General features: G+C 60.0%; 22 protein-coding genes. 12 read left to right on the top strand and 10 right to left on the bottom strand.

Features of this window, described 5'->3' with window-relative positions; genetic code table 11:
* The first annotated feature begins 8 nt into the window (after positions 1-8).
* From dndB to dndE, 4 genes are read left to right on the top strand one after another with little or no spacing between them, the layout of a single operon-like run.
* A complete protein-coding gene (gene dndB, locus AC3AP7_RS16050) occupies positions 9-1,142 on the top strand; it encodes a DNA sulfur modification protein DndB (RefSeq protein ID WP_475767491.1) in 1,134 nt (377 codons plus the stop codon).
* Positions 1,139-2,668: a DNA phosphorothioation system sulfurtransferase DndC gene (gene dndC, locus AC3AP7_RS16055; RefSeq protein WP_475767489.1), complete on the top strand. Its 1,530-nt coding sequence runs from the start codon at positions 1,139-1,141 to the stop codon at positions 2,666-2,668. Before dndB ends, dndC begins: the two co-directional genes overlap by 4 nt.
* 10 nt (positions 2,669-2,678) lie before the next feature.
* Positions 2,679-4,670: a DNA sulfur modification protein DndD gene (dndD, locus tag AC3AP7_RS16060; protein WP_475767487.1), complete on the top strand. Its 1,992-nt coding sequence runs from the start codon at positions 2,679-2,681 to the stop codon at positions 4,668-4,670.
* Positions 4,667-5,065 carry a DNA sulfur modification protein DndE gene (gene dndE, locus AC3AP7_RS16065; protein ID WP_475767485.1) on the top strand — a complete coding sequence of 133 codons (399 nt, stop codon included), beginning with the start codon at positions 4,667-4,669 and terminating at the stop codon, positions 5,063-5,065. The genes dndD and dndE overlap by 4 nt, the downstream gene beginning before the upstream one ends.
* 169 nt (positions 5,066-5,234) lie before the next feature.
* On the opposite strand, the gene AC3AP7_RS16070 is transcribed toward dndE, so the two are convergent.
* The 6 genes from AC3AP7_RS16070 to dnaA all read right to left on the bottom strand — a co-directional run bounded on the left by AC3AP7_RS16070 (position 5,235) and on the right by dnaA (position 15,796).
* Positions 5,235-5,693 carry a DNA phosphorothioation-associated protein 4 gene (locus AC3AP7_RS16070; RefSeq protein ID WP_475767483.1) on the bottom strand — a complete coding sequence of 153 codons (459 nt, stop codon included), beginning with the start codon at positions 5,691-5,693 and terminating at the stop codon, positions 5,235-5,237.
* A complete protein-coding gene (locus AC3AP7_RS16075; RefSeq protein WP_475767480.1) occupies positions 5,686-7,770 on the bottom strand; it encodes an AAA family ATPase in 2,085 nt (694 codons plus the stop codon). The genes AC3AP7_RS16070 and AC3AP7_RS16075 overlap by 8 nt, the downstream gene beginning before the upstream one ends.
* Before the next feature lie 168 nt (positions 7,771-7,938).
* Positions 7,939-10,044 carry a DNA phosphorothioation system restriction enzyme gene (locus tag AC3AP7_RS16080; RefSeq protein ID WP_475767478.1) on the bottom strand — a complete coding sequence of 702 codons (2,106 nt, stop codon included), beginning with the start codon at positions 10,042-10,044 and terminating at the stop codon, positions 7,939-7,941.
* Between the two features lie 283 nt (positions 10,045-10,327).
* On the bottom strand, positions 10,328-12,799 hold the full coding sequence (gyrB, locus tag AC3AP7_RS16085) for a DNA topoisomerase (ATP-hydrolyzing) subunit B (RefSeq protein WP_475767476.1): 2,472 nt from the start codon (positions 12,797-12,799) through the stop codon (positions 10,328-10,330).
* Between the two features lie 115 nt (positions 12,800-12,914).
* Positions 12,915-14,018, bottom strand: a complete 1,104-nt coding sequence (gene dnaN, locus AC3AP7_RS16090; protein WP_475767474.1) for a DNA polymerase III subunit beta — start codon at positions 14,016-14,018, stop codon at positions 12,915-12,917.
* 257 nt (positions 14,019-14,275) lie between these two features.
* On the bottom strand, positions 14,276-15,796 hold the full coding sequence (gene dnaA / locus AC3AP7_RS16095) for a chromosomal replication initiator protein DnaA (protein WP_475767472.1): 1,521 nt from the start codon (positions 15,794-15,796) through the stop codon (positions 14,276-14,278).
* A gap of 382 nt (positions 15,797-16,178) precedes the next feature.
* Here dnaA and rpmH point away from each other — a divergent pair, with 382 nt between their 5' ends.
* The 4 genes from rpmH to yidC all read left to right on the top strand — a co-directional run bounded on the left by rpmH (position 16,179) and on the right by yidC (position 18,815).
* Positions 16,179-16,313 (top strand): 50S ribosomal protein L34, encoded by a 135-nt coding sequence (gene rpmH / locus AC3AP7_RS16100; protein WP_004198824.1) that lies wholly within the window; start codon positions 16,179-16,181, stop codon positions 16,311-16,313.
* A gap of 23 nt (positions 16,314-16,336) precedes the next feature.
* Entirely contained in the window at positions 16,337-16,804 is a 468-nt protein-coding gene (gene rnpA, locus AC3AP7_RS16105; protein ID WP_475767470.1) for a ribonuclease P protein component, read from the top strand.
* A gap of 76 nt (positions 16,805-16,880) precedes the next feature.
* Positions 16,881-17,114: a membrane protein insertion efficiency factor YidD gene (gene yidD, locus AC3AP7_RS16110; protein WP_475767468.1), complete on the top strand. Its 234-nt coding sequence runs from the start codon at positions 16,881-16,883 to the stop codon at positions 17,112-17,114.
* Between the two features lie 30 nt (positions 17,115-17,144).
* Positions 17,145-18,815 carry a membrane protein insertase YidC gene (gene yidC / locus AC3AP7_RS16115; protein WP_475767466.1) on the top strand — a complete coding sequence of 557 codons (1,671 nt, stop codon included), beginning with the start codon at positions 17,145-17,147 and terminating at the stop codon, positions 18,813-18,815.
* Between the two features lie 116 nt (positions 18,816-18,931).
* Here yidC and AC3AP7_RS16120 read toward each other — a convergent pair whose 3' ends face one another.
* Positions 18,932-19,339 carry a helix-turn-helix domain-containing protein gene (locus tag AC3AP7_RS16120; RefSeq protein WP_475767463.1) on the bottom strand — a complete coding sequence of 136 codons (408 nt, stop codon included), beginning with the start codon at positions 19,337-19,339 and terminating at the stop codon, positions 18,932-18,934.
* 343 nt (positions 19,340-19,682) lie between these two features.
* On the opposite strand from AC3AP7_RS16120, the gene mnmE reads away from it, so the two are divergent.
* The 3 genes from mnmE to AC3AP7_RS16135 all read left to right on the top strand — a co-directional run bounded on the left by mnmE (position 19,683) and on the right by AC3AP7_RS16135 (position 22,809).
* Complete coding sequence (gene mnmE / locus AC3AP7_RS16125; RefSeq protein WP_475767461.1) at positions 19,683-21,077, top strand: tRNA uridine-5-carboxymethylaminomethyl(34) synthesis GTPase MnmE; 1,395 nt, start codon at positions 19,683-19,685, stop codon at positions 21,075-21,077.
* Between the two features lie 158 nt (positions 21,078-21,235).
* Entirely contained in the window at positions 21,236-22,489 is a 1,254-nt protein-coding gene (locus tag AC3AP7_RS16130) for a tyrosine-type recombinase/integrase (protein WP_475767459.1), read from the top strand.
* Positions 22,490-22,683: 194 nt separating this feature from the next.
* Positions 22,684-22,809 carry a hypothetical protein gene (locus AC3AP7_RS16135; protein WP_475767457.1) on the top strand — a complete coding sequence of 42 codons (126 nt, stop codon included), beginning with the start codon at positions 22,684-22,686 and terminating at the stop codon, positions 22,807-22,809.
* A 31-nt stretch (positions 22,810-22,840) separates the two neighbouring features.
* On the opposite strand, the gene AC3AP7_RS16140 is transcribed toward AC3AP7_RS16135, so the two are convergent.
* A complete protein-coding gene (locus AC3AP7_RS16140) occupies positions 22,841-22,999 on the bottom strand; it encodes a hypothetical protein (protein ID WP_475767455.1) in 159 nt (52 codons plus the stop codon).
* Positions 23,000-23,335: 336 nt separating this feature from the next.
* Here AC3AP7_RS16140 and AC3AP7_RS16145 point away from each other — a divergent pair, with 336 nt between their 5' ends.
* Positions 23,336-23,500 carry a hypothetical protein gene (locus AC3AP7_RS16145; RefSeq protein ID WP_475767453.1) on the top strand — a complete coding sequence of 55 codons (165 nt, stop codon included), beginning with the start codon at positions 23,336-23,338 and terminating at the stop codon, positions 23,498-23,500.
* 70 nt (positions 23,501-23,570) lie between these two features.
* Here the strand turns inward: AC3AP7_RS16145 and AC3AP7_RS16150 are convergent, their stop codons facing one another.
* On the bottom strand, positions 23,571-23,771 hold the full coding sequence (locus AC3AP7_RS16150; protein ID WP_475767451.1) for a hypothetical protein: 201 nt from the start codon (positions 23,769-23,771) through the stop codon (positions 23,571-23,573).
* 267 nt (positions 23,772-24,038) lie between these two features.
* Positions 24,039-24,359 (bottom strand): ecotin precursor, encoded by a 321-nt coding sequence (locus tag AC3AP7_RS16155; protein ID WP_475767449.1) that lies wholly within the window; start codon positions 24,357-24,359, stop codon positions 24,039-24,041.
* Positions 24,360-24,533 lie beyond the last annotated feature (174 nt).

Below are 24,533 nucleotides of genomic sequence, written 5' to 3' on the forward strand. Positions count from 1 at the left end.
CCCCCATCATGGCGGACGATTTCTCATATGTTTTCCCGGCGATCAGAGGGGTACAGGCGGGGCGTGAGTACTACGTCTCCATGTGCCCCATGCGGCTATTGCCGCGCCTCTTCCGGTTTGATGATGAAGAGCTGGTCCCTGAGCTCAGGGCGCAGCGCACGCTGAACAAAGCCCGTATCCCGGAAATTGTTCGGTACATCGTCGAAAACAAAAACAGCTACACCTTCTCCGCGATTACAGCATCCGTTGACGGAGGCATCGCGTTCAGCCCAATGGGGTCCGACTCCTCAACTTCATTCCGCATGGGAACGCTGTCCGTTTCCATGGATGCAAAGTTCATCGTGAACGATGGGCAGCATCGCCGTGCGGCGATTGAGCAGGCTCTCGCCGCAGCTCCAGAGCTCGGCGATGAAACCATTGCCGTTGTATTTTTTCTCGATCGTGGGTTGGAGCGGTGCCAGCAGATGTTCGCCGATCTCAATCGGTATGCGGTCAAACCTTCTGCCTCACTGGGTATTCTCTATGACCATCGAAGTGCCGCTGCAAGTGTAGCTCGGCATCTCAGCCTGACGTCCGATGTTTTCAAAAACCTCATCGAGACGGAACGTTCATCCCTGTCGGAACGATCCCGAAAGCTATTCACGCTGAGCGCATTGCATTACTCAATTGTGGAGTTGCTGACCGAGCATGAGCTTGAAGATTTCTCCGGCGCCACGAAGAAGTGCCTCGAATTCTGGAAGCTTGTTGGTGACCAGATCCCCGAGTGGATCTACGTACGGGAATCGAAAATGACCTCAGGTGAGGTCCGGCGTGATTTCATTCACTCACATGCGATCGTCTTGCAAGCACTGGGCCGAGCGGGCCGAGCAATTTTTGAGTTGCCCAAGCCCGATCTGGCAAAGCGAATCAAACGGCTGCGTACTATCGATTGGTCGAGAAAAAACGCTGCGACCTGGGAAGGTCGCGCCATGGTAGGTGGATCGATGGCCAAGTCAGGTCAGAACATCACTCTTACGACCAACGAACTCAAGCGTGTGCTCGGCCTGCCCCTCTCTGAGGATGAGACTACCGCTGAACAGGCATTGCTGGCTGCCAGACAAAAGCCCCAACGCAAAAGACCGACGGCAAAAGATACAACGTGACAACTCCTGCATCTGACATCATCAAAGAGATCCAGAATCTCTACCTTTCGGATCCGGTACCCTGGATTATTGGGTATAGCGGAGGCAAGGACTCGACCGCATCGCTTCAGCTAGTCTGGAACGCGATCGCAGCCCTGCCGAAGGAGCGTCGACACAAAACGGTTCACGTAATCAGTACGGACACGCTCGTTGAGAATCCAATCATTGCGGCATGGGTAGCGAATTCGCTCCTGTGTATCAAGCTGGCTGCGGCCAATCAGGATCTCCCGTTCAAGGCACATCGCCTGACCCCGGCACTGGAGAACCGGTTCTGGGTCAACCTCATCGGTAAGGGCTATCCGGCACCTCGCCCGAAATTCAGGTGGTGTACTGATCGTCTGAAGATCAGCGCGTCAACGCAGTTCATCCATGATCTGTCTGAATCAAGTGGCGAGGCGATTCTCGTACTCGGACAGCGTCGCGGCGAAAGCGCTGCCCGTGACAAAGTGATGGATCAATATAGCGGTAGTACGCGTGAGCGCCTGAGCCGCAATAAAGATCCCAAACTGGCACGCGTCTGGGTCTATCTCCCGATCGAAACCTGGAGCAGTGACGACGTCTGGGAATACATCATCACTGAGCCCAATCCATGGGGCGTCGACAATCAAGAACTGTTCAGCATCTACCGTGGTGCCACGGCGGATGCTGAGTGTCCTGTGGTGGTAGATAAATCGACGCCGAGTTGTGGTGACAGCCGGTTCGGTTGTTACGTCTGCACAATGGTCACGCAGGATAAATCCATGCAGGCCATGATTCAGAACGACGAGCAGAAGCAGTGGATGCAACCCATCCTCGTTTATCGGAACACCTATCTTGCAGTCAAAGATCGCCCGTTGCGCGACTTCCGCCGGATGAATGGTCGCCTGACGGTTTTTAAGGATGAGCTGGTACATGGTCCGTACAAGCAGGACTATCGTGCGGAACTGCTTCGAGAACTATTGCGAACTCAAAAGGAAGTCCAGGATGCTGCCCGCAATCAAGGAAGCGGGGCCATTGAGCTGATTTCCCTGGAAGAGCTCGATGAAATCCGTCGCATCTGGGTCGAGGAAAAGCGTGAGATCGAAGATCTTGTTCCTGTCGTCTACGAAGAGATCTATGGCCAGCCCTATCCGGGACGTGAGATTGAACCATTGCCTCTGGATCGTGCCGATCTCTCTCTTTTGAGAGAGGTCGCTAGCGAACTCGATCAAGATGCAGCGGAAGAGCTCTACAAGCTCACACGCTCGCTACTCGGTACTCAATTCCAGACGATGCAGACACAGAAGCGCTCCAAGCACCTCGACAAACTTGAAGAAATTCTCCAGTTCCACGCATTCAGGAATGAAGACGAGGCACTTGAGTTTGCGCTCGCTGACAGTGACTCGGATGCGAAACTGGCGGTGAGCGACACCGCACTGGAGAATCTGGAACCAGAGATCGCATCTGCCCAGGCAGATTCCACAGAATTTATAGACGAGCCCGTTAAACAGGCTCCTCTTCGCTCGTAATTTCCTGCCCATGGCAAAGATCACTTTTTCGAGTATCTCGATCGAAAATATCGGCCCGTTCCGAGATCGGCAGACGCTTGAGCTATCCGTTTCCTCTTCCCGCCCGGTCATTCTGGTTAAGGCGCTGAACGGAAGTGGGAAAACCACGCTGCTGACTGCGTTACAGATTGGGCTCTATGGTGCCGGGGCAATCAGCTCCGGACGCCGCGCTGAATACGAACAACTGGTTCAATCGTTGCAGCGAGCAGACGCCGCGGACAGCGCGGTGATCAGCATCGAGCTGCTCATTGACATCAGCGGCACTCGGCAGAAAGTAACGGTGCGTCGGGAGTGGCTGCGACGCAGTACTTTCATGGAGCGTTTCTCCGTTCTCGTTGATGGTACGGAGGACATGGAATTCACCGCAGAGTGGGGGCGATTCATCAGTGACATTCTCCCCGCGGAGCTCGTGCAGCTATTCCTCTTCGATGGCGAAAAAATTGAAGCGCTGGCTAATCCCGAGCGGCTTCCCGATCTGTTACGACGCGCAACGGAGGTCTTCCTCGGCATTGGCGGGATCGATGTGCTGGGCAATGACCTAAAGGCTGTCGAGCGAAGAGCTGCACTGCGCGGCAAAGATGGCTCTTCCCAATATGAGTCCGCGAAAACGAATTTGCTGGAGCTGGAAAGTCAGTTTGAATCGCTAGAGCGTGCTCATGCTGATCAATTGCAGGAGCAAGCGGCTGCGCAGAATACGTTGGACCAAGCTCGGTTGATGCTGGAGCGGTATGTCGCAGAAGCCAAGAAGAATGGTCTGTCTGCATATGAACAGGCTGCGAAAATCCGGAGCAATGCGACCAACGCGCGTATGCAGGCGAAAGCAGCTCGGCATACGTTGATTGACGCGATGTCCGACCCGTTACTCCCCATCGCATGGCTGGGGGATTTGTGGGTGCACTACGAGCACGAGTGGAGTTCTGATGAACAAAATCGGCATGCTAAGTTGCTCAACGAGGAATTCAGGAAACGCGACCGTCGCATCCTCGCTGCGCTGACCTCGGAAATGCCAGCAAAGTCGCTGGATATTTTAAAGAATCGCTTAACGCAAGACTTGACGCAAACAAAGAATAACCAGCGGCGGAAGACTGTTCTTATTGCTGATGGTAATCCTGCAGACGTCACTACGCACGTTGAAAATGCTCGCGGACGTGTGCGTACTGCAGTGAAGGTGCTGGATGCAACGCAGCGAGCGTTGGATGCTGCTGAACGCGCTTTAGGTGAGATCCCTGCCGACGAGCAACTTGCCGATGTGCTCGTTGCCATGAAGGCTAAGTCGCAAGCCGTAGCACATGCGGAACAGCGCCTCGAAAGTAGCACGACCACGCTGACGGATACGCTGACTAGCTTGACCCATGTTCAAACGCGCTTGAGTGCACTTCGGTCACGAATGAATATGGAATTCAAGGATCGTGCACTTGAGACAAAGGGGCTGGAAGCGGCGGCACGAGCGCGACAAGCACTCGTGCTCTTCAAAGAGCGTCTGCTTGCATCGAAAGCACAGTGGTTATCTGACGTTATTACCACAGAGTTTCGTAACCTTTTGCGAAAGCGGAAACTCGTGTCGCATGTGGTCGTGGATCCCGTTACGTATCAAGTGACGATTGAAGATGGCGGAGGCCAGGAGCTTCCGATGGACCGCATGTCTGCTGGTGAGAGGCAGATGCTTGCCATTTCGGTCTTGAGCGCATTAATCAAGGAGCGAAAGGGGCGTTTCCCCGTCGTTGTCGACACCCCGCTCGCACGTCTCGATGGACAGCATCGAACATCGTTGATCAAGCGGTTCTTCGCAACTGTATCGCATCAGGTGCTGGTCCTTTCGACAGACGAAGAGGTGGAAGGCTCAGCATATGACGTGCTCCGGCCGCATATGAATCGAGAGTACGTCCTGTATTTCGATGATGATCTGGGTCGCACCAACGTTTTGGAAGCTGACACCCGCTCGAACTCGTTGGAGGCCGCATGAGCAGCATTGAACGGGTCAAACTTACGTCCGTTGCGAAAAATCAGTTGATCGCACTTAAACGCAAGACTGGAATCGAGCATAACAACGTGTTGTGTCGGCACGCTCTGTGTCTTTCGCTTGCAAATCCATCCGTTCCTCCGGAGGAAAGCTTTATTTTTGCAGGTGGGCTCGAAATAGATTGGCGCACATTCACCGGCGGCCACGAAAACGTGTATCACAACCTCCTCGTAGTACGGTTACTACGTGATCGGGTGCAGCCGACAACCAATTCGATCCGGCAAGCCCTCCTTCTCCATGTTCACCGTGGGCTCTCTTACCTAGCAAGTCGACGAGAGGACGACCTCTTGGTTGAGCTCGCCCGGACGATGGTGGATACGTCAACAAGCTCTCGCTGAGACGCTGGGGACATATTGTCCTTTAAATACTGTCCTCTGTGCGCTGACTAGTTTCGGCACACTACACAGCCGGTTATCTTGACAAAAGTCCCGCTTTGTTTGCGGGACTTTACAGTCTAGACTGCGCTGGCATCCCCAAGTTGCAAGGCCGACGCTAAGGCGAGCTACCTCATATCTTTAGCCGCGATAAGTCTAATACGGCGGTATCCACCTGCTGTTGTTCGCGCAATGCCGAGACCATAAGCAGTACGGCTTGACTGAGGTCAACGTCCCCGCGGGTTTCATCGCCGATGATCGACAGTCCCGCATTTGCATATTCTTCAAAGATAGCTGCGCGGGTTGAAATCATGTCGTCTGTTTCCTCTAAGACGTTTGCTTCCTTGGTCGCCTCGACGGCAAGCAAGCAAATTAAAGTATCGTATCCCTGACGCTCGAAGACTTCCTGGCGGATGGGCTCGGCGAGGGAATCGGGCAGCGGTTCTCGCCGCTTCCGGAATGCGCCAAGGGACGCAGCAAACGCAAGTACATCAGCTTGAGTTTTAAATGGTCCAGTGCCGTCGTCGGAAGACAGGAGGCGCCGTACAAGGTCTTGCTTCTCCTTGGAAAATCGAATTCTGCGTTCAGCCATGGCTTACCTCTCTAATAGTTGAATACTCGAATTCATTTGGACTTTGCACGACGAGATCGTATCGATGTCCTTGGATATCTATGGCTTCTTTGGCAGTATCGCTCCTAGGAGTCGCATATTCAACTACATAAGATCGGCCTACACGAGAATTAAGAGCACCGGAAACCTCGCCAAGCCATTGAGTGTTGGTAACCATGATGACCACTTGATCGGCTAGGGAGGTGACGCTTTCCGCAACCTGCGTCCGATACGTGGGACCTAGGCTCCCGAAGGGAGAATCCATAACGAGTGGATAAGTGCTAGCCTCCGGCCCCGGCAACCTATCCCTATTCTTTGTGAAATCTCGAGCAACGTCGATAACGGCGCCGATAAACGATAAGCTGAGAATTTGATTCTCGCCTTGGGACGCAGCAACTGGCAACATCGAACCACCAGCACCCTCAAGAAGACGAAGCGAATAGTTATCTGCCACTTCTGGTACATATGGCGTATAGGAGATTTTGCTGAAGATCGCCCTAACCTTTTCAGTTAAAGTGTGCCGAAAACTCGCTTCAAATTTTGTTTTCGATTCGACCAATCGCGATATGGCATCGGTCGTCGCGTTGAGCCGACGCTGCGCCAATTTCTGCTTGTCCTCATTTAACTGACTCTTCCGAACGGCAGATTCACACTCGTTTAACTGCTGCTCCAGTGCTCGCCTCTGAATACCGAATGCGCCGATCGATCGGTTAGCGTCTTCGATATCGCGCACAGTCCGGTCGCGTTGGCTCTCAAGCTCTTGGACTTCTTCTCGAGGATTGCGTTGGAGCCGTTCGTGGATATCTTCAAGCTCCGATTCGACGTGCTTGATCTGCTCGCGCTCGGACACAATCCGCTTTTGAAACCCCTCACTTTGGTCCCAAAAAGCTTCCTCATCAAGCTGAATACGACGAACTTCGCCCCCCATCCTGATCGCCCTATCTTCGACGTCGGCCAACCCAGCTCGAGATTTCCATTTTTCAACTGCGCAGTGCGCCTCGTGGTCTAGTGAGGAGTCGAGTGTTCGCTCACAAATACACATGCGCGTCGTAAGCAAATCGTCGACAAACTGACGCTTTATCCCCGCAGGAAGTTCGCCTTTCCGCCTCAACGTTTCAATCAAGTCAAGATAAGTGCTGGTCACACCCCGCAAGAAAACCTTGTATCCATCGGAACTAACTAGGTCGTTAAGTTGCTGTTTCGTTGTCTTGAGATTCTCATTAGCATTTTTACACCTCAATTCCAACTCGTCACGACGAAGCTGATCGGCCTTTGCTTCTTCCAGCTGCCGAATGCGCGTTGCAAGTTCTTGCAAGCGTTCTTCGTGTCCCTTTAGATTTCTCTCGGTGCGCTCCTGATCTGCGACGAGATTACGAATTTGTTCTTCCAGATCATTTTTCTGTCGGAGCAGGGCTCTCGTTGAATCGTCTCCCACCTGCTCCAAGTCTCGCTCGAGATTTTTTCTTGCCGAGCCCAAATGCCGAATGGCGCGGTCCACCACTTCTAATCGCAGAATCTTCTTGGTTGCATTTCCGATATTCGCTTGTTCTTCGGCGGTCGGTTGCACAATTCGTTCAATTCGTTCGCCGTCGAAGAAGAAGTACGTATGCAAGTCTTGCGGCAAGATTCGGCCAATCACGTCAGCTACATTTCCATCACTGCGCCAAACGCCCGAACTATCGGACCACATGAATTCCTTCGTAAACTCTCCCCTCGAGACTACATCAATGTCACTGCTCCCGCGAATCACCTCAAGGTTCTTTTTTAGTGAATACTGCAATCCGAGGTGCTCGAATTTCAAAAGAACCCATGCCGACACTGTGGACCCTGGCTGGGCTTCACGAAGCGCACGCTTGTTAATGATTTGATCAGGAAGCAGAAAACCTTTGCTTACCGTATCATATAAAGTCCACGTAAAAGCGTTCAGCAGCGCTGTTTTACCGCCACCATTTGCGGCGTGGAAAACCGTAACATTATGAGACCCCTGAGCAAATTGGATTGCCGGCGATGTTCCGTAAAATTGTCTGAAGTTATGGAGCTGGATTTCTAGCAAGATCATTTCACATACTCCTTAATAATGCGGAGAATATCATCGTTAATATGCGGCCGCTCCTGATAGAGGCGCTCGGCCTCCAACTCCAGTACATGCGCAATGATATTCCGCACCTCTTCAGGGTCTCTCATTAGTGGTTCCATCGGATCAGTATTCATTTTTGGCCCCCCGCGCCTAAATATCCATGAGGTCAAACCTCTTTTGAAGATCAAAAACTGTGCGCCTTGCTTCTCCACCATTTTCTGAAAGGTCAGCGAATTCGACGAAGCGAACTAGCTCCTTTCTCAGCAACGTTCGCTCAGATTCAGTAGACTCTGTCTCGATAGGTGGAACGACGATCATGTCGTATATAGTCGCCGACTGTTTCCCTGGCGAACGCCTAAGAATACGACCGCGCCGCTGTATAAACTGTCTTGGGTTCGTGCTACTTGCCAATATTACTGCCGTTTCTACGGAGGGAATATCGACGCCTTCGTCAAGACATCGAATTGCGACTAGCCCCTGTAACTCTCCGCGGGCCAACTTTCCGCGCAGGTCATCCCGCTCTTGAGTGGACTCGTCGGACGTATATTTGGCGACGCGTATCCCGAGTTCGCGCCCAAGTATACGAACAACCTCGTCGATTTGGCGTACCACGTCCTCAGTTGGCTCGCTTTCTACCGTACCATCCCCACAATAGAAGAGCATTTGCTCTTTCTTTTGAAGTGCTGCACCCAAATTCCGCAATGCGGTCAACTTGTTTCTTGCAGACGCAACTAGTCGCGCGCGAGCCAATAGTAGATATGTCGCTGCTTCTGTAAGCTCTCCGTTCGTTGCTGATCGTTTTGCTATCTCGGCGCTGAGGCGGAGATACTCTTCCCGCTCATCCTCATCCAATTCAATGAGTATCGGATAGTAGAAATACGGGGTGAGCACTTTTCTGGTTATCGCTTCACCTAAGGTAAACTTCGGCTCAAGTACCGGGCCGAAATATTCGATTAATCGAGCGGTCCCCTCTGAATCAAACCAGCGCTCCGGCGTTGCGGATAATCCCAAACGTAACGATATATTGTCCGGAAGCGTTTGAGAGAAAATTTCCGAGCCTAGATTGTGAACTTCATCTGCTATTAACAGAGTTTTTTGAGGGAAATAAATTAAACTACTTTGGAATGCGTCAGATGAAAATGTTGAATTTGTCGTAATGATACATAGAAAGCCTCTTTCCTTAACAGATAGGTCGCTAAGCTCGCCTTTCAATCGACCGAGCCAGCTCCGAGTGGATTCAAAGGCTAGGAGTGGATCAAAACCAAATTTCTTTGCCTCATCACTCCATTGCGTTACGAGGTGCCGATACGGACATACGACAACCATCACCTTCAGGTGGAGTTGCTGATAGAGTGCTACCGCTGCGGCTAGCGCAGTAACGGTCTTGCCCGTTCCTGTCGCCATTTGAAGTATTCCTCGGCCGTTGGCCGCAACCCAATTCCGAATTGCGTCGCGTTGATATCCACGCAGTTCGAAAGAATCTGGGATATGTGGCGCGTGCCGTGTGCGTTGCGAAAGGCGTCGCGGTCGCCACGAAAGCTCCTCAGGATCGACAAGAGGTCGCTCTTGGGACTTAAATTTGAGAAGAACCTCTTTAGCAACCTCTGTAAAATCTTCTACAACTACGCCGAGCGAAGTGTCGCCTCCTGACCACAGTTCCTCAAAATCGAGAAGCTTCCCAATTGTTCTTTGATGAGGATCATCCCATGACCAATAGACATCAATAGATTCGAAGTTTGTTACAAATCCGCCTGCAGTCTCGTTCTGCGAGCCTGTAAATGCTACTCGATCACCATTGGCATCTTCAAAGATGCCTATTTTTTCATGGTAGAGACCGCGAGTGAGTTTTCCGCTTCCTGGGTCGACGCGAAATGCTAGGCGGAATTCGAGATGCCCAATCGAAATGAGCCAAGCTAGCGCGCTAAGCCGCTGCAAAATCAACTCGGATTCAATTTTATCTACAGAAGCGAGCAAACATCGATGAGCCGCTGTCGCTCTCGACTCATAGCCGCTTTCGATAGCATTGATGTCGTCCTCAGAAAGATTTGGTGATGCGATGAGCTGGATTTTTCCGCCCGAAGCGATCAGCCTCGCCGCACCTTTTGCCGCGAGGCTTAGGCCTTCGCTTGAGAAATAACCGACCGCACGCCGATATAGCGTGGACCGCTCCATGCAGGGAACGTAGAAGTCTTCCACGACGTTGGAGGTGCCAGACCGGTAGCGAATCTTGAACTTTAGTTCTCGGAGGCTGCTCATCGGTAGCGCAATCCATGTCGTTGAATGGCCGGTGCATCACGCGAATTTGTCTTGGTCGTACGCGCGTCGCGACGTATGGCTAGTAGAGTCGGCTTTGGAGGTCAGTGCAGGCCAGCTGCACTAACTTTGTCGTCCACTAGCAAAAATATGGCGCCAGTAGCAATTACTCCGACACCGTATGCACCGGGCACATTTCTCGAAAATTGCCACTATATGTGGCCACGATTTTCATAAATTGCGCCCGGTTTTTCACGAATAGTGACGCTCGACACTACAAACACCCTCAAACATCAATATTCCCCGCCCTCAACGCATTACTCTCGATAAACGCCCGCCGCGGCTCCACGTCGTCGCCCATCAGCGTCGTAAAGATCCCATCCGCCGCAATCGCATCTTCGATCTGCACGCGCAGCAGCCGGCGCACGCTCGGGTCCATCGTCGTTTCCCAAAGCTGTTCCGGGTTCATCTCGCCGAGCCCCTTATAGCGCTGCTTCGACACATTGCGCTCCGCGTCCGCGATCAGCCATTTCATCGCGCTCTTGAAGTCGCTCACCGCCATGCTGCGCTCGCCGCGCTTGATCACCGCGCCCGTGCCGATCAGCCCCTTGAACGTCAGCGCCGTATTCACCAGTTGCTGGTAGTCGGCGGTCAACTGGAACTCCTCGTCGAGCACCGTCACCTTCAGGTTGCCATGGTGCCGGCGCGACACGTGCAGCGAGCGCAGTTCGCGCACCGCGTCGTACGCCACGCTCACGTGCACATCGGGCTTCAGCGGGTCGTCCCTCAGCTTCTGTTCGAGCGCCGCCGCCGAGGCACCCGCCGCCGCCTCGCTCGACAGGTCGATCACGATGCCGTCCATGATCGCTTCGAGCGCACCCGCGTCGTACAGCCGGCTCAGCCGGTCCACCACCGCCTGCGCAAGCAGGTACGAGCGCGCGAGTTCGCCCAGCGCGTCGCCGGCAATCGGCGTCGCGTTTTCGGACGGCACCAGTTCCGACCCGTTCAGCGCAAGCTTCAGCATGTGCGCGTTCAGTTCGCCCGCGTCCTTCAGATAGCGTTCGTCCTTGCCCGCCTTGATCTTGTATAGCGGCGGCTGCGCAATGTAGATGTAGCCGCGCTCGATCATCTCCGGCATCTGCCGGTAGAAGAACGTCAGCAGCAGCGTGCGGATATGCGCGCCGTCCACGTCCGCATCCGTCATGATGATGATGCGGTGGTAGCGCAGCTTTTCCAGGTTGTAGTCTTCCTTGCCGATGCCGCAGCCGAGCGCGGTAATCAGCGTGACGATCTGCTCCGACGAGAGCAGCTTGTCGTAGCGCGCCTTCTCGACGTTCAGCACCTTGCCGCGCAGCGGCAGGATCGCCTGGAACTTGCGGTCGCGCCCCTGCTTCGCCGACCCGCCCGCCGAGTCGCCCTCGACGATGTAGATCTCCGACTTCGCCGGATCCTTCTCCTGGCAGTCCGCCAGCTTGCCCGGCAGGCCCACGCCGTCGAGCACGCCCTTGCGGCGCGTCATCTCGCGCGCCTTGCGCGCGGCGTCGCGCGCGCGCGCGGCGTCGACAATCTTGCCGCAGATGATCTTCGCGTCGTTCGGCGTTTCCATCAGGAACGTTTCGAGCGCCTTCGCAACCACCTCCTCCACCGGCCCGCGCACTTCCGACGACACCAGCTTGTCCTTCGTCTGCGAGCTGAACTTCGGCTCCGGCACCTTCACCGACAGCACGCACGACAACCCCTCGCGCATGTCGTCGCCCGAGGTTTCGACCTTCGCCTTCTTCGCGATCTCGTGATCGGCGATGTACTTGTTGATCACGCGCGTCATCGCCGCGCGCAGCCCGGTCAGGTGCGTGCCGCCGTCGCGCTGCGGGATGTTGTTCGTGAAGCACAGCACGTTTTCGTTGTAGCTGTCGTTCCACTGCATCGCCACTTCGACGCCCACGCCGTCCTTCTCGCTCGACACGTGGAAAATGCCCGGGTGCAGCACGGCCTTCGTCTTGTTGATGTACTCGACAAAGCCCTTCACGCCGCCGGCGAACGCGAAGTCGTCTTCCTTGCCGGTGCGCTGGTCGGTCAGGCGGATGCGCACGCCGTTGTTCAGGAACGAGAGTTCGCGGATGCGCTTCGCGAGAATATCGTAGTGATATTCGATGTTGCCGAAGATCGATTGGTCCGCGAGGAAGTGCACTTCGGTGCCGCGCTTTTCCGTGTCGCCGACCACCTGCATCGGCGAGATGCGCTCGCCGTCCACGTCCTCGACAATGCGGTTCTGCGGCACGCCGTGGTGAAACTCCATGAAGTGCTTCTTGCCGTCGCGCCGCACCGTGAGGCGCAGCCACGCGGACAGCGCGTTCACGCACGACACGCCCACGCCGTGCAGGCCGCCCGACACCTTGTAGCTGTTCTGGTCGAACTTGCCGCCCGCGTGCAGCTCGGTCATCACGATCTCGGCGGCGCTGCGTTTCGGGTCGTGCTTGTCGTCGTGCTTGACGCCGGTGGGCACGCCGCGGCCGTTGTCGGTGATCGACACCGAGTTGTCCGCGTGGATGATCACCTGGATGTCGTCGCAATGCCCGGCAAGCGCCTCGTCGATCGAGTTGTCGAGCACTTCGAACACGAGATGGTGCAGACCGGTGCCGTCCGACGTATCGCCGATGTACATCCCCGGCCGCTTGCGCACGGCTTCCAGACCTTCGAGGATCTGGATCGAGGAGGCGCCGTAGCTGTTGTCGGGTTGCGCGTTGTTCAGTTCAGTCATGGGTTTTTCCGGTTCTGCATTACTGCGAGGTGGCTGCTCGGGACTTTTCGAAACACCCTATAAAAACGCCAAAGGGGCCGTGCGCCCCTTGGTGTTCTTCGTGATGTCGGCCGCGTCAGATGCGCATCGGCATCACCACGTACTTGAAGTCGTCGTTCTCGGGAATCGTGATCAGCGCGCTGGAACTGGCGTCGCCGAGGCTCACCTCCAGCATGTCGACCTTCAGGTTCGCCAGCACGTCGAGCAGGTACGTGACGTTGAAGCCGATGTCGATGCTGTCGCCGGTGTAGGCGATTTCGAGTTCTTCCTGCGCCTCTTCCTGGTCCGCGTTGGTCGACATGATCTTCAGCTGGCCCGGCTCGATGATGCAGCGCACGCCCTTGAACTTGTCCGAGGTCAGGATTGCCGCGCGCTGCAGCGAGCGCTGCAGTTCCTCGCGGCCGATCACGAACTGGTTCTTGTGCGCCTTCGGAATCACGCGCTGGAAGTCCGGGAACTTGCCTTCGACGAGCTTCGACACCAGTTCGACCTGGCCGAACGTGAACTTCACCTGGGTCTGCGCGATGTCGATCTTCAGCGTGTCGTCGATGTCTTCGAGCAGGCGCTGCAGTTCGAGAATCGTCTTGCGCGGGATGATCACTTCCTGGCGCGGGAACGCGCCTTCGATCTTCATCGACGAATACGCGAGGCGGTGGCCATCCGTCGCGACCGCCATCAGCTTGTCGCCGTCGACCACCAGCAGCATGCCGTTCAGGTAGTAGCGGATGTCCTGCTGGGCCATCGAGAAATGGACCATGCCGAGCAGCTGGCGGAACGTTTTTTGCGGCACTTCGAGGTTCGCGCCGAAGTCTTTCGCCTGCGCGACTGTCGGGAACTCGTCCGCGGCGAGCGTCTGCAGCGCGAAGCGGCTCTTGCCGGACTGCACGGTGAGGCGCTTGTCGTTCAGCGTCAGCGTGACCTGGCCGTCGGGCATCGCGCGCAGGATATCGAGCAGCTTGCGGGCCGCCACCGTGGTCGCAACCGAATCGCTGCCCACGCCGAAGTCGCCGTGCGTGGTGATCTGCAATTCGAGGTCGGTGGACAGGAACGACACATCCGGGCCGTTCTTGGTAATCAGCAAGTTGGCGAGGATCGGCAACGTGTGGCGGCGTTCGACGATGCCGCTCACGGTTTGCAGCGGCCTGAGGAGGTTATCGCGTTCGGTCTTGACCAGTTGCATAGAGTTCCTTCGTTGATGTGACGGCCTGCGCGCCCCGCCCGGCATCTTCGCGTGGCTCCGGCCCCCCGCCGGCGCGTCGCTGCGCCGGTCACGGCGTGACTCCCGCCCCGAGCCGCCGGGCGGTCAAACCTGTATTGTGCCTGAAAACCGCACCACTCCCCTAAAATGGGGGGCGAGTTCGGCAATAAACCGTCCATTTTTGCCGCTTTTTGCCCAGATCCTGAGCAAATCGCGCCTTCCCCGCCTGCCCGCGCGCGTCAGCCTTTCAGCGTCTGCTCGAGCACGTGCAGCTCGTGATTGAGCTGCGCGTCCTTGCTGCGCTCGTCCGCGATCTTGCGCACCGCGTGCAGCACGGTGGTATGGTCGCGCCCGCCGAACAGTTCGCCGATTTCCGGCAGGCTCTTCTGCGTCAGCTCCTTCGCGAGGTACATCGCAATCTGGCGCGGCCGCGCGATATTCGCCGGACGCTTCTTCGAATACATGTCGGCGACCTTGATGCTGTAGAAATCGGCCACCGTCTTCTGGATGTTTTCCACCGAAATCTGCCGGTTCTGCACGGTCAGCAGATCCTTCAGCGCCTCCCGGGTCAGCTCGATCGAGATGTCGCGGCCGTGGAACTTCGAGTACGCGAGGATCTTGCGCAGCGCGCCTTCGAGCTCGCGCACGTTCGAACGCAGGTGCTTCGCGACGAAAAACGCGACGTCCTCGTTCAGGCTCACGCCCTCCGACTGCGCCTTGCGCATCAGGATCGCGACGCGCATTTCGAGCTCGGGCGGCTCGATCGCGACGGTCAGGCCCGAATCGAAGCGCGAGATCAGCCGGTCGTCGATCCCCGAAATCTCCTTCGGGTACGTATCGCTCGTGATGATCACCTGCGCCTTGTTCGCGACCAGCGCCTCGAACGCGTAGAAGAACTCTTCCTGGGTGCGCGACTTGCCGGAGAAGAACTGGATGTCATCGATCAGCAGCAGGTCGAGCGAGTGGTAATAGCGCTTGAAGTCGTCGAACGCCTTGCGCTGGTACGCCTTCACGACGTCCGACACGTACTGCTCCGCGTGGATGTAGCGGATCCGCGCGCCGGCCTTGTCCATCAGCAACTGGTTGCCGATCGCGTGAATCAGGTGGGTCTTGCCGAGGCCGACGCCGCCGTACAGGAACAGCGGGTTATACGACACGCCGGGGTTGTCCGCCACCTGGATCGCAGCCGCGCGGGCAAGCTGGTTGGCCTTGCCGGTCACGAAGTTGTCGAACGTGAGCACCGGGTTCAGCTTCGAGCGCTCGTACATCGAATCGGTGTCGCCCGCGGCCGGGCCCGCGCCCTGGCCGGGGCGCCAGCTGCGGCGCGCGGCCGCGGTTTCGTTGGCGTCGAGGCTGGGCAGGTCGAGTTCGGCCGCTTCCGCGGCGGCGGCCGCCACAGCATGGTTCGCGCGGGCCGCCTGGGCTGCCTGCAGCATGCCCACCGCCGCGTCGACGGCCGTCTGCGGCGCGCGGGGGGCGGGCGCCGCGGCCGGCGCCGGCGCGCGCATGCCCGCCTTCGGGTCGAGAACGAACTGGACGTCGATCGGCGCGCGCCAGAAATCGCGTGCCAGATCGGCGATGCGGCCGGAGAACTGGCTCTTGACCCAGTCAAGCTTGAAGCGGTTGGGCGCAGCAATGCTCAGCGTATTCGCCTGCGCATCGAAGGCAACCGGGGCCAACGGTTTGATCCACGTCACGTACTGCTGGGGCGTCAATTCACGCTCCAGCAATGCGGAACAGTGTTGCCAGAATTCGTTCATCAAGGTGCTGTCGTTATCGGTGTGCACGGCGCCTGATCGCTCCTGTCGCGCACGCACAACAAGGCCCTGAGCGACCAGGCGCAACGGCCCCAGACGCTTGCGCCACAAGGGTTTGCGGGGCAAGCGGGCTGGAGCCGCGTGCGACATTATTCGGGAGTCAGGTCGAGATTCTAACGCCAAAACCTTCGGGAAAGGGAGTTATCCACAGGGACGGATCAGCGCGCGCCGGCCGCCCCGCGCGCCGGGGCACGCGCCTAAACTATTGACGGCCAAGAGAAAACCGGTTTAAATAGCGGGTTCCGCGAAAACCCGTCTCTAAACCACCCGCCATTGCGCTTTCCGCGATGCTCGCGCGGTGACTTCTCTGCCTAGTGAGAGCAACATGAAACGTACTTACCAACCTTCCGTTACCCGTCGCAAGCGCACTCACGGCTTTCGCGTCCGCATGAAGACCGCTGGCGGCCGCAAGGTCATCAACGCCCGCCGCGCGAAGGGCCGCAAGCGCCTCGCCATCTAAGGCTGGCGGGCGGATTGCACGCCGTGTCGGACGCCTGCGGCCACGCGGGAACGGCTGAGGCGCTGCAACCGGGCTCGGTTCCGTTGCGAGCGCAAGCCGCTTTTCCCAAGGCCGCCAGGCTGCTGAAAACGGATGAGTTCTCATCCGTTTTTCGTTTGCGCCCGTGGCGCCGCAGCGCGCACTTCGTCGTGTACGCCCGGCCCACCGGCGGCGCAGCGCGGCTCGGCCTCGTGATCGGCAAGAAGTACGCGCCGCGCGCGGTGACGCGCAATCTGGTGCGCCGCCTTGCGCGCGAAGCCTTCCGGCAGCGGCGCGCGGCGTTCGGCGGCTGGGACGTCCTGCTGCGGCTGCATACGCGCTTTGACCGGCAGGCGCTGCCCGCCGCGGCATCGCCGCCGCTGAAGGTGTTGTGCCGCGGCGAGATCGATGCGCTGCTCGAACGGGCCGCGCGCGAAATCGCCCGGCGCGAAGCGTCGCCCGCCGCGCCATGAGCGGCCGCGCGGGCCCGGTGCCGGCCGGAAGCCGGTCGCGACTTTCGCCGCGCGGCGCAGGCTGGCCGCACTAGTCATGCAAACGGTACTGCTCGCTCTCTTGCGCTTCTACAAGGTTGCCCTGAGCCCTCTGCTCGGCAACCGGTGCCGTTTTTATCCCTCCTGTTCAGATTACGCGCGCGAAGCAATCCAGTATCATGGCGCCGCACGCGGAACTTACCTCGCCGCGAGGCGCCTGTGCCGCTGTCATCCGTTTTCGGCGGGCGGCATCGATCTCGTGCCGCCGCCCACCACCTCTGAAAAGCGCTGACGCGCCGCTCCATCGACACTGAGACAACGCATGGATATCAAACGCACCGTCCTCTGGGTGATCTTCTTCATGTCAGCGGTCATGCTGTTCGACAACTGGCAACGCGACCACGGACGTCCGTCGATGTTCTTCCCGAGCGCCACGCCGACGCAGACTGCTGCGGCCCCGGCCTCCGGAACGGGCACGTCGGACGGCGCGCCGTCGGCCGTGCCGTCGGGCACCCCGCAAGCGGGCGCCGCCTCGACGGCCACCGCGGCGCCGGCCGCGCAGGGCCAGCTGGTCGCGTTCTCGACCGACGTCTTCAAGGGCGAGATCGATACCCGCGGCGGCACGCTGTCGAAGCTCACGCTGATCAACAAGGGCAACGGCTCGCAGCCGGACCTCGTGATCACCCTGTTCGACCACACCGCGGACCACACGTACCTCGCACGCACGGGCCTGCTCGGCGACTACCCGAACCACAACACGATCTTCACGCCGGTGGCCGGCGAGCCGCACGCGCTGGGTGACGACGCGAAGACGCTGCAGATGAGCTTCGCGTCGCCGGCGCAGAACGGCGTCAAGGTCGTGAAGACCTACACGTTCACGCGCGGCAGCTACGTGATCGGCGTCGACACGAAGATCGTCAACGTCGGCACGACGCCCGTCACGCCGACCGTCTACATGGAACTGGTGCGCGACAGCCAGCCGGTGCCCACGCCGCGCTTCTCGCACACGTTCATCGGACCGGCGGTGTACACGGCGCAGCATCACTTCCAGAAGATGACGTTCAGCGACATCGACAAGAACAAGGAAGACTACGCAAGCTCGGCCAATAACGGCTGGATCGCGATGGTGCAGCATTACTTCGCGACCGCATGGATTCCGCAGGAAGGCGTCCAGCGCAAGATCTACGTGCAGAAGATCGATCCGTCGCTGTACCGCATCGGCGTCGAGCAGCCCGTGCCGACGATCGCGCCGGGCCAGTCGGCGGACGTGTCCGCGCGCCTGTTCGCCGGCCCGGACGAAGAGCGCATGCTCGAAAAGATCGCGCCGGGCCTCGACCTCGTCAAGGACTACGGCTGGGTCACGATCATCGCGAAGCCGCTGTTCTGGCTGCTCTCGACGATCCACAACTATGTCGGCAACTGGGGCTGGTCGATCGTGCTGCTGACACTGCTGATCAAGGCGGTGTTCTTCCCGCTGTCGGCGGCGAGCTACAAGTCGATGGCCCGGATGAAGGCGATCACGCCGCGCATGCAGGCGCTGCGCGAGCGCTTCAAGGGCGACCCGCAGAAGATGAACGCGGCGCTGATGGAGCTGTACAAGACCGAGAAGGTCAACCCGTTCGGCGGCTGCCTGCCGGTGGTGATCCAGATTCCGGTGTTCATCTCGCTGTACTGGGTGCTGCTGTCGTCGGTGGAAATGCGCGGCGCGCCGTGGATCCTGTGGATTCACGATCTGTCGCAGCAGGACCCGTACTACATCCTGCCGGTCCTGATGGCGGGCTCGATGTTCCTGCAGACGCGCCTGAACCCGACGCCGCCGGACCCGGTCCAGGCCAAGATGATGATGTTCATGCCGATCGCGTTCTCGGTCATGTTCTTCTTCTTCCCGGCCGGCCTCGTGCTGTACTACGTGGTGAACAACGTGCTGTCGATCGCCCAGCAGTACTACATCACGCGGATGATGGGCCAGTCGAAGACGAAGAAAGCCAGCTAGGCGAAGCCTGTTGCGCGGGCGGGCGCGTCGATGGCGCGCCGGTCCGCGAGCGACGCCCCATAAAAAAGCCGCCCGGTTTGCGCCGGGCGGCTTTTTTTACTGCGGCGCAGAAGGCGTCAAGGCTTGCCGGTGTCGTACAGCCGTTCGACGAACTCTTCGACAAACAGACGATCCTTCGGGTCGAGCGCCTCGATTTTCGACGCCAGTTCGATCACTTCCGGTGTCAGCGGATATTTTTCGCCGGGTGCAAGCGGCTTCTCCTTGGCGGCCGCGCGCGGCGGCGGGCCATAATGCAACCAGTGCACGCCGACGCCGAGCCAGTCCGCTAGCGTCTGCAGCTTGTCGGGCGTCGGGATCGTGCGGCCGGTCAGCCACTTGTGCGCCGTTTGCGGCGAGACCGGCGGTCCCCCGCGATGCAGCAGGTTGAACGCCCTCGCGAGCTGCGTCCCGCCCTTCACATTTTTGCGGGCGATCTGCTCTCGCAGCCTGTTGGCGAACGCCAGTTTTTCGTCGGATGTCGGCATGGGCCAGATTGTGCAATCCGGCGCCCGCTCAGTGGACAACCGTTTGGGCGATAATTTCACGCAATTAGGCTATTTTTCGCTTACGATCGCTGCAAAATCGCGTGTAGCTCTCGCTCTGGCGGGCTCGCCCGGTCCCTTTCGGGTAGCGATTTTCCTGCGCTGTGCGCGCTCGGCAACATGATGCGGCCGATAAGATTTATCTTATCGCGAGCAAGATAAATCCTAGTTTCCGACAAAGCCCCGTCAGCCTCTCCGACCCGAGTGGGACGGACCGCCGCACGTTACAATGCGTCGCGTTTATCGACCGCTGTCCTCCCTCCCGCTCCTGTTCGCCACCGATCCCATGCTCGCCACCGATTCCGATCCGATTGTCGCCATTGCCACCGCTCCGGGTCGCGGCGGAATCGGCGTGGTGCGGATCTCGTTCGGCCGCGCCGGCGCCGAGGCCGTCGAACCGCTGATGCACGCGCTCACCGGCGAAGCGCTCGCGCCGCGCCACGCGCATTACGTGCCTTTTCTCGACGCACACGGCGCCGCGCTCGATCGCGGCATCGCGCTGTACTTTCCGGGGCCGCACTCGTACACCGGCGAGCACGTGCTCGAATTGCAGGGCCACGGCGGCCCGATCGTGCTGCAACTGGTGCTGCAGCGCTGCATCGACGCCGGCCGCGCGCTCGGCTTGCGGCTCGCGCAGCCCGGCGAATTCACGCGCCGCGCGTTCCTGAACGACAAGCTCGACCTCGCGCAGGCCGAGGCGGTCGCCGATCTGATCGAGGCGAGCACCGAGGCGGCCGCGCGCTCGGCGGGCCGCTCGCTCGAAGGCGCGTTTTCGCGTGACATCCATGCGCTGGTCGACGACGTGATTACGCTGCGCATGCTCGTCGAAGCCACCCTCGACTTCCCCGAAGAGGAGATCGACTTTCTCGAAGCCGCCGACGCACGCGGCAAGCTCGCCCGCATTCGCGCGCAGCTTGCGGACGTGCTCTCCGAGGCCCGCCAGGGAGCGTTGCTGCGCGAGGGCCTGTCGGTCGTGCTGGCCGGGCAGCCGAACGTCGGCAAATCGTCGCTGCTGAATGCGCTGGCCGGCGCGGAACTGGCGATCGTCACGCCGATCGCGGGGACGACGCGCGACAAGGTCGCCCAGACCATCCAGATCGAAGGCATTCCGCTGCACGTCATCGACACCGCCGGCCTGCGCGAAACGGAGGACGAGGTCGAGAAGATCGGCATCGCGCGCACGTGGGGGGAAATCGAGCGCGCGGACGTCGTCCTGCACCTGCTCGACGCGCGTACGGGCATGACCCCGGACGACCACGCGATTGCGGCGCGGTTTCCGGCCGGCGTGCCGGTGCTGCGCATCCTGAACAAGACCGACCTGACCGGCCTGCCGGCGGCGGCGAGCCGGCCGGACGAAGCGCCGGAGCTGCGCGAGGTGCGGCTGTCGGCCAAACAGGGCGACGGCATTGGCCTGCTGCGCGCGGAACTGCTGCGCATCGCCGGCTGGCAGGCGGGCGCGGAGAGCGTTTATCTTGCGCGCGAACGGCATCTGATCGCGCTGCGTGCCGCTGCGGACCACCTGTCGACGGCCGCCCAGCATGCGGATCAGAACGCACAGGCGCTCGACCTGTTCGCCGAAGAACTGCGACTCGCGCAGGAGGCGCTGAATGCGATCACCGGTGAGTTTTCGTCGGACGATCTGCTGGGCGTAATTTTCAGCCGGTTCTGTATTGGCAAGTGATCCGCCCGGATGCCGCTTCCACAGCGTCAACAGAATGCCTTACCATAGCGGATAAATCTTCCCCGTTGCGTGAGGAACAGGCCGCCATGAGTGCGCCATCGTAGGTACACAAGACAGCACTTTCACGTAACGCAGCCCACTGTGTACCGAACACGCGCATGCCCAGAATCGTCACGCCGCTCACCGAATCCCAGATCCGCGCAATGACGCCGCGCGCGGCGCGCTACTCGGTTGCCGACGGAAACGGCCTCGTGCTCGAAGTCATGCCGACCGGCACGAAAGTCTGGCGTTTTCGCTACACGCTCGACGGCAAACGGCAGCCGCTCGCGACGATCGGCGACTACCGGCGCATTTCGCTGCGCGTCGCGCGCGAGCGCGCGCGCAAATACGCCGACATGGTCGCGCGCGGCGTGTCGCCCGCCGCTGCCGCGCGGCGCGACCGCGGCGCAGAAAAGCGCGTCGACCTGCTGCGCGACGCCGCCGAGCTTTACATGAGCACCGCCATGGCCGGCAAGTCCGACGAGTATCGCCGCACCGCGCGCCGCGCGCTCGACAAGGACGTGCTGCCGGCCATCGGCGGCAAGCCGCTCGGCGCGGTCAGCGCCGACGATGTCGCCGCCCTCTGCGAGCACATCAAGGCGCGCGGCTCGCCCGCCATGGCGCTGCATACGCGCCACGTGATCCGGCGGCTCTACGCGTTCCTGATCGCACAGCAACTTGCGTCCGGCAATCCCGCCGCCGCCGTGCCCGCCCGCCAAATCGCCACGCCCGCGGCGCGCACGCGCGTCCTGCGCGCCGACGAAATCGGCGCGGTGCTGCGCGGCATCCACGCATCGGGCCTGCGCCGCCCGCTGAAGATCGCACTGCACCTGCTCGCGCTGACGCTCGTGCGCAAGTCCTGGCTGATCGAAGCGAAGTGGGACGAATTCGACCTCGATGCCGCGCGCTGGACCGTTCCCGCCCGCCGTGCGAGCCGCGGCACGGCGCGCGATATCGTCCTGTCGCGCCAGGCCGTCGCGCTATTGCGCGAACTGCGCGAACACGGCGCACGCGCCGGTCGCGCCCTTGTGTTCGCCTTTCCGACCGTGCGCGGCGCGCTCGAACGTCCGATTGCGAAGAGCACACTGAATCAGGCCCTCTCGGCACTCGATCTGAGCGTCGACGATTTCGTCCTCGACGACTGGCGCCGGAGCGCCGCAGCACACCTGCTCGAACAGGGCCACCCAGACGACGCGATCGCGCGGGCGCTGGGGCGCGCGCCGCCACCTTCCTCCCCCGCGCGCGCGGAACACCGGCGCAAGCGCGCCATCCTCGCCACCGGCGAGGATGGCGTGATTCAGGCGTGGGCGGATTTCGTCGACGCACAATGGCTCGCGGATATGCCGGGCCGTCCGAAAGCGGCGGTCTGCTAGGCGCATGCGGATGCCGTGCACCGAGTGGCACGGTTTTTGGTACACACATGCCGCGCCTCTATATCTAATTATTTGAATATTAACTATTTTTACTAGACACACAAGGTTTCCAACGCTACGCGCATCGCCTGCCGCTATTATCCTGTCGGCCGACTACACTTCAGACAGGTTCGACGGCTACAGCGGAGGCGGCCATGACCGACTCGATGTTGGCGATCTCGATGGCAACCATCCTGATCGTGTTCGGCACCGCATTGCACGCGACGCACGTCAACCGCGAGCGGCTAATCCGCTGGTTCGAGAAACACCATATCCGCTGAGGCGGGGCGGGGCGGGGCGGGGCGGGGCACGTCAATGATGGCGGCGCGTGAACTCGTGTAGCCGGCGCCCACGCATGGTGTAAATCATGCGCCGCCGCAGATGTTCGCGCCGATAGTGCGCCGCCACCAGCAGGCTGGCGATCGAAAGCACCGCGACGCCCATGACAACGCCGATCAGGGTTTCGTCCATGGCGGCCTCCGCGAAATTATGCCGTTCACATCGACATCAATATTAGATCGGCACGCGGGTCGCCGGTAGTGGCCTTGTCGCGCGTGGCGCAGCAAAAAAAACGGCCCGCACGAGACAGGCCGAATCACTGCTTACTTTGCACACACACTCTCCGGATACCGGCTAGCGCAACGCCATCCTCGCATCATCTGACAAATGGCTGTGTGCGGCGGCATACCAATCGCGCACGTCCTGCGCTTCCCGTCATGCGATCAGCGGGGGCATGCAGCGGCGCGTCGATCGCCTAAAATGAAATGAGCGCTCGCGCACACGGGCGCGTCGTCGATGGAGGGTGTCATGAGTCAGACGGTAATGGCCTACCTGCTCGGGCCCGTTGTGATGGTGATGCTGGGCGTCGTGCTTTGGCTGCTATCGCATCGCCGTCATGCCGACCAGCGCGGCGATCGCGTCGAGCGCTGGCTGGATGCGCATCACATCGACTGGCTGCGCCATCGTCATTGACGGGGCGCGCGATCCCCGATCAGCCGCGACAATGCCGCAATCGGCCTGTGTGACCGTGGGCGCGAACGAACTACTCGCCGTTGAGCGCACGCAGCACGTCGCGCGCGAAGTCCTCGTCGTACTCGGCCCAGTCGGGCGAGCCGACCGCATAATCGACCGGATTTCTCTTCCCCTGAGCCTTGCGGATAGCCGCCACGCTCAGCGCGAGCGCGCGCGCTTCGAAGTATCCGACATGCGCCGGGCCAGAATAGGAGGGCTCTGTATCGTTCATGACCTCAATGTCGGCCGGCGCAGCCCAAACTTTAGCGCGTACCGCACCGTTTAGATTCAGGCTTCGAATGCCGCCGGCCGGCGCATGACGACGTCCGGCAACGAGCCGCCGCGGCCCGCACAGGCCTGCACTTGGCTGCACTCGCCCGCACAAGCCACACGGGCGCCCGCGCCGGCCCGCGCATTCCCGCGCATTCCCGCACCAGCCCGCACCGCCCCGCACGACACGGCCCAGTTGGTCGGACCGTCGCGCCGACCGTGTCCGGCCTCACCAGGCGGGTGCAGGCGGCGGCGCATAGGCCGCCGGCCCCACCGGCACCGGCGCGCACGGGACGTAGCCGCCGGCGGGCCCGTAGCAGTACTGCGCGGGCGGCGCGGCCGCGACCACCGGCGCCGGATACGCGGCCGCGTAGACGGGCGGCGGTGCGTACACGACCGGCGGCGCCGGATTGAGCGCCGAACTCACGACGGCCCCGATCACCGCCCCTCCGATCAGCGCGCCCACGATGTTCGCGCCGTCGTGCGCGGAAGCCGGCCCTGCGACGGCAATGCCGCCGGCCATCAACAATGCTGCCGCTATCTTTCGCATTTGGTTTCTCCGCTGTCTGACGCTGTCGTCAGGATGGGACCATTGTGGCCACGAAACGCGGAAACAGATGCTGCAAGTGGTAACCCTGCGTTACGCCGGTAAGAAAGCCCGATGCTTGCGGCGGCGGCGGGCTACGGTCATGATGCGGCGATCACCATGCCGTCCATGACGAGG

Source organism: Paraburkholderia sp. PAMB 6770 (genome assembly GCF_057748135.1).